Raw genomic sequence first — 4,708 nt, 5'->3', positions numbered from 1 at the left:
GCATTAAAGGTGCAGGTCGATGCATTAAAGGTGCAGGTCGATGCATTAAAGGTGCAGGTCAATGCATTAAAGGTACAAGTCAATGCATTAAAGGTACAAGTCAATGCATTAAAGGTACAAGTCAATGCATTAAAGGTGCAGGTCGATGCATTAAAGGTGCAGGTCAAGAAACTTGTGTGTACACCGTAGCTAAAAAAGGGGAATTTCTAAAGTCAGGTCATTTGCTACAAATCTCTTTATCCGCCTAACGCAGTGGCTCCCCTTTTTAAGAGGATTGAGGTATCTGAGTGCGTAAGTCTTACAGCTGAAGCACGTTGACACAATTAATATACACAGCCTTTAAAAACAGTGAAGTTTCTCAAAAACTTACTGCGCTAACACAGGCAAAAACTTCCGAATTAATCCGATAATTACTTCCGGCACTTCCAGTTCTGGATTCAACCCTACATCTTCTAGTTCTATAAATGCTTGGATTGCTTGTGGATTTAGATTTGCAAGGCGACGCCCTACTTCGGGCCCTGTAAACTTCGCTTGGCTTCCCCAAATAAAGATGGTAGGTGTTGTCAATTTTGGAATGTATTCTGATAGATCGAAGGATGAACTACCTTGTAAAAATGACAGGGCAGCATATTCGGCATTTGGCTGCTGCGCCGATTGCACAAAAGCTTCTACAATTTCGGGAGAAAGACGATTGGGTTGAGCAAACACTCGCTCAAAAAAGTCACGAATGCCAAAGCTGCTGACTTGTCCTGCGTAAAGAACGCGATCGAGAATAGGAATACTAGCAATTTGAGCGAAAAAGCTATTGCTGTAGTATTGTCTGAAATCTTTGATGCCTGAAGGAAGTGTGAGAATAAGTGACTTAAACAGGTCGGGACGTTCGATTGCCGCTCGGATTGCAAATGCTCCAGTTAGGGAAGAAGCAATTATTGTTACAGGACCTTGGCACGTCTTCTCGATGAACTCAATTAGCATCAGGATGTAGTCCTTCGGGAGATAATTTTGTTCGGGATGATCCGATCGCCCCCAGCCAATCAAGTCGGGTGCTAACACTCTATACTCCCCTGCAAATGCTGGATACACCTTCGACCACCCGTAGGCAGATGCTCCACCTCCAATCCCGTGGAAGAATATTAAAGTTTCGCGGTCGCGCAGCGTGTCCGATGGCGTATTGCCCATTCCATCGGTTGCCCAAAGTTCACCTTGGTTAGTGTAATAAGTAATTTTTCCCAAGCTGATTAAAACGGAGCGTTGAACAAAACCGAGTGGAATGAACATGAGAAATTCCTCCTCTACATCGACAACATGAAATCAAAATTAGAAAGTTTAATTGCCAAGTTTCGCTAACCAACGAGCAGCATCTTTGGCGTGATAGGTGAGAATCAAGTCAGCGCCAGCCCGTTTAAAGCCAGTCAATGTTTCTATTACCACCCGTTCTTCGTCAATCCAACCGTTGAGGGCAGCAGCTTTAACCATCGAGTATTCGCCAGAAACGTTGTAAGCAGCAACGGGTAAGTTGCTTGCTTGCTTAACGCGCCAGATAATATCCATGTAGGCCAAGGCTGGCTTGACCATTAACATATCTGCACCTTCGGTAATGTCGAGTTCGATTTCTTTTAAGGCTTCACGACCGTTACCGGAGTCCATTTGGTAGGTTCTGCGATCGCCAAATTGCGGTGTTGAGTCGGCGGCATCGCGAAAAGGCCCGTAATAAGCCGAGGCATACTTGGCGGTGTAAGATAATATTGGCGTATCTTGGTAGCCTGCTTCATCTAAACCCGAACGAATGGCTTGCACGAAACCATCCATCATTCCCGATGGCGCGATGATATCTGCACCCGCTTTGACTTGTGAAACTGCCGTTCTTTTCAGCAATTCCAGTGTTGGATCGTTGAGAACTCGACCCGTCAAATCTCCTACTTCTAAATAGCCGCAGTGACCATGACTAGTGTATTCACACAAGCAAGTATCGACGATAATGATTAAATCAGGTACGGCTTCTTTAACGGCAGTAGCAGCTTTTTGAACGATCCCGCAATCGTGCCAAGCACCCGTTGCATCTGAATCCTTATCTTCAGGAATGCCAAATAAAATAATGGCTGGAATACCGAGGTCGTAGACTTCCTTGGCTTCTTCGACGATTTTGTCTACAGAAAGCTGGTAAACTCCAGGCATGGATTTGACTTCGTTAGCGATCGCCTCACCCGGTACGGCAAAAAGCGGGTAGATTAAATCGCTGGTTGTCAGAACATTTTCGCGCACCATCCGCCGCAATTGGGGATGGCTTCTTAGCCGACGCGGGCGATGAATTGGAAACATAGTATTAAGATGAACGATGAAAGGGTAAAGGGTAAGGGGTAAGGGGTAAAGGGTAAAGGGTAAAGGGTAAAGGGTAAAGGGTAAAACGGCGAGCGAAAAAATCCTTTCCCTTTAATCGTATTTTTCTGTCTCTCCTCTGCTCCCCTGCTCCCCTGCTCCCCTGCCTCCCTAACTACGCTGGACTGTCTGGAAAATTTCAGCCAAAATCTCTGTAGCTCCCTGTTGCCGCAATTTATGAGCTAATTGAATACCTAAATTTTCTGCCTCGCTAGCAGTGCCGGTAACAGAATCTTTGACTAGACGTTTGCCATCGACGCTGGCGACTAATCCTGTTAATGTCAGTGTATTTTCGTCCAGTTGGGTATCAACACCGATTGGTACTTGGCAGCCACCTTCTAGTTCTCGCAAGAAAGCACGTTCGGCTAAAACGCGCTCGCGGGTAGGGACGTGTTCGATTGCTTTGAGTAATGACAGCACTTGCAAATCGTCAGCGCGGCATTCAATCCCTAACGCTCCCTGTCCGACAGCATAAAGAGAGAGTTCGGTTGGCAGAATTTGATGAATGCGATCGCTCATTCCCAATCGCTGCAACCCTGCTGCTGCCAAAATCAGCACATCGTACTCTCCATCATCCAACTTTGCCAAGCGCGTATTTAAGTTGCCGCGCACATCCTTAAAAGTAAAATGAGGGAAGTGATAACGCAATTGTGCAAGGCGGCGCAGAGAAGAAGTGCCGATAACTGTGCCTTCTGGCAGCGTATCGATTTGCTTATCTTTGTGCTTTTGATGCACAACTAAAGCATCTGCTGGGTTTTCCCGTTCTGTTACGGCTGCTAACGCTAACCCGTCTGGCAAGCAAGTCGGCAGATCCTTGAGAGAGTGAACCGCAAAGTCAATCTCCTGATTGAGCATTCCCAATTCAAGTTCTTTGGTGAATAATCCCTTATCGCCAATCTTAGCTAAGGCCACATCCAAGATGTTGTCGCCTTGGGTGGACATGGTGTGGACTTCAAAGGAAATATCGGGAAAATGCTTTTGGAGTTGTTCTCGAACCCAGTAAGTTTGCACAAGTGCGAGTTGGCTTTTACGAGAACCGATGCGGATGGTGCGAACGGGACTAGAAATATTAGATGAAGCGGGTTGCACTGAAGTCATAGCTTTTAGTTGAGATTGTTTGACGAGTAGTTGAGCTGTTTGACTGTCTCGAAAAAGAAAGCAACATTCTCTTCTGGAGTGTTCGGTAAAATACCGTGACCGAGATTGAGGATGTGCTTCTGATTCCCCGCTTTACGAATCGTGTCCAAAATGCGATCGCGGATTAGCTCTTTAGTACCGAACAACACGCAGGGATCGATATTTCCTTGGACTCCAATATTTGCGCCGAGTCGCTGCCGCGCTACTGCCATATCTACAGTCCAGTCTACGCTGACGATATCGACACCCGATTGCGCCATTAACTCTAGGATTCCAGCACTGTTGTTGATATACAAAATCAGGGGCGTGTCCGGGTGCGTTGCTTTAACCTGTTGCACGACTCGTTGCAGGTAAGGTAGAGAAAACGTCTGGAAATCTTCAGGGCTGAGTTGTCCGGCCCAAGAGTCAAACAGTTGCACGATTTGGGCCCCGGCATCAATTTGGTAGCGGGCGTAAACTGCGATCGCATCTGCCAGTTTCCCTAAAAGTTGATGTAGCATCGCAGGTTGGCAGAAAGCCATCTTTTTGATAATGGCGTAGTCTTTCGAGCTTTTACCTTCAATTGCATAGGCAGCTAGCGTCCAAGGAGCGCCAACAAAGCCCAAGACGGTAGCTTGACCGTTAACTTCTTGGCGTAGCGTCTTCAGAATTTGCTGCACGAAGGGTAAAGAAGCTTCGGGATCGAGGTCAGTCAGCGCTTCAATTTGGGCTGGCGTGCGGATTGGCTGCTCAAATATTGGCCCTTTACTTTCGATAATGTCAAACGAGATACCCATACCAGGCAACGGCGTGAGGATATCTGAAAACATAATCACCCCATCGGGTTGGAAGGCACGGAAAGGTTGCAGTGAGATTTCCACCGCTAAATCAGGGTTCTCGGAGCGATCGCGAAACGAGGGATATTTCTGACGCAAGTCTCGATAAACTTTCATGTAGCGACCTGCTTGGCGCATCACCCATACCGGAGGGCGATCGAGTACCTCACCTCGCGCCGCTTGCAGTAACGTATAATTTCCCATACATTTCTCCCTGGATTTAATAATTGTCATTTCAAGAATTTGGGATTTCCAACAATCCAATCTTGTGGGGTGGGCATCTTGCCATTGGTGTCAAGTTAAAGCTTCAGCCCAGATGTCAAGCGACCTAGCGGCGTTACGTCGGTGTCGTTGGCGAACAGCTTTAACCAAGCCCATAG

5 protein-coding genes are annotated in these 4,708 nt (G+C 46.9%); 1 reads left to right on the top strand and 4 read right to left on the bottom strand.

The features are described from left to right. Positions 1–189, top strand: a 189-nt coding sequence (locus V7K53_RS23995; RefSeq protein WP_335200056.1) for a hypothetical protein, incomplete at its 5' end; no start/stop codon positions are given. A 177-nt stretch (positions 190–366) separates the two neighbouring features. On the opposite strand, the gene V7K53_RS23990 is transcribed toward V7K53_RS23995, so the two are convergent. From V7K53_RS23990 to hemE, 4 genes are all read right to left on the bottom strand, one after another. Further along, positions 367–1,278 (bottom strand): alpha/beta fold hydrolase, encoded by a 912-nt coding sequence (locus tag V7K53_RS23990; protein WP_335200055.1) that lies wholly within the window; start codon positions 1,276–1,278, stop codon positions 367–369. 48 nt (positions 1,279–1,326) lie between these two features. Then, the gene (hemB, locus tag V7K53_RS23985) at positions 1,327–2,319 is read right to left on the bottom strand and encodes a porphobilinogen synthase (protein ID WP_335200054.1); all 993 of its coding nucleotides are present in this window, start codon (positions 2,317–2,319) and stop codon (positions 1,327–1,329) included. 168 nt (positions 2,320–2,487) lie between these two features. After that, the gene (gene hemC / locus V7K53_RS23980; protein WP_335200053.1) at positions 2,488–3,474 is read right to left on the bottom strand and encodes a hydroxymethylbilane synthase; all 987 of its coding nucleotides are present in this window, start codon (positions 3,472–3,474) and stop codon (positions 2,488–2,490) included. A 5-nt stretch (positions 3,475–3,479) separates the two neighbouring features. Next, positions 3,480–4,532, bottom strand: a complete 1,053-nt coding sequence (hemE, locus tag V7K53_RS23975) for a uroporphyrinogen decarboxylase (protein WP_335200052.1) — start codon at positions 4,530–4,532, stop codon at positions 3,480–3,482. Positions 4,533–4,708 lie beyond the last annotated feature (176 nt).

The organism is Nostoc sp. (genome assembly GCF_036917355.1).
Classification (GTDB): Bacteria; Cyanobacteriota; Cyanobacteriia; order Cyanobacteriales; family Nostocaceae; genus Nostoc.
Note: the sequence above shows the minus strand (reverse complement) of the source record. Positions and strands in the feature narration are given on the sequence as shown.

Excerpts from the sequence above, each read along its gene's own strand:
- V7K53_RS23990 (WP_335200055.1), bottom strand. The coding sequence starts at position 1,278 with ATGTTCATTCCACTCGGTTTTGTTCAACGCTCCGTTTTAATCAGCTTG.
- hemB (WP_335200054.1), bottom strand. The coding sequence starts at position 2,319 with ATGTTTCCAATTCATCGCCCGCGTCGGCTAAGAAGCCATCCCCAATTG.
- hemC (WP_335200053.1), bottom strand. The coding sequence starts at position 3,474 with ATGACTTCAGTGCAACCCGCTTCATCTAATATTTCTAGTCCCGTTCGC.
- hemE (WP_335200052.1), bottom strand. The coding sequence starts at position 4,532 with ATGGGAAATTATACGTTACTGCAAGCGGCGCGAGGTGAGGTACTCGAT.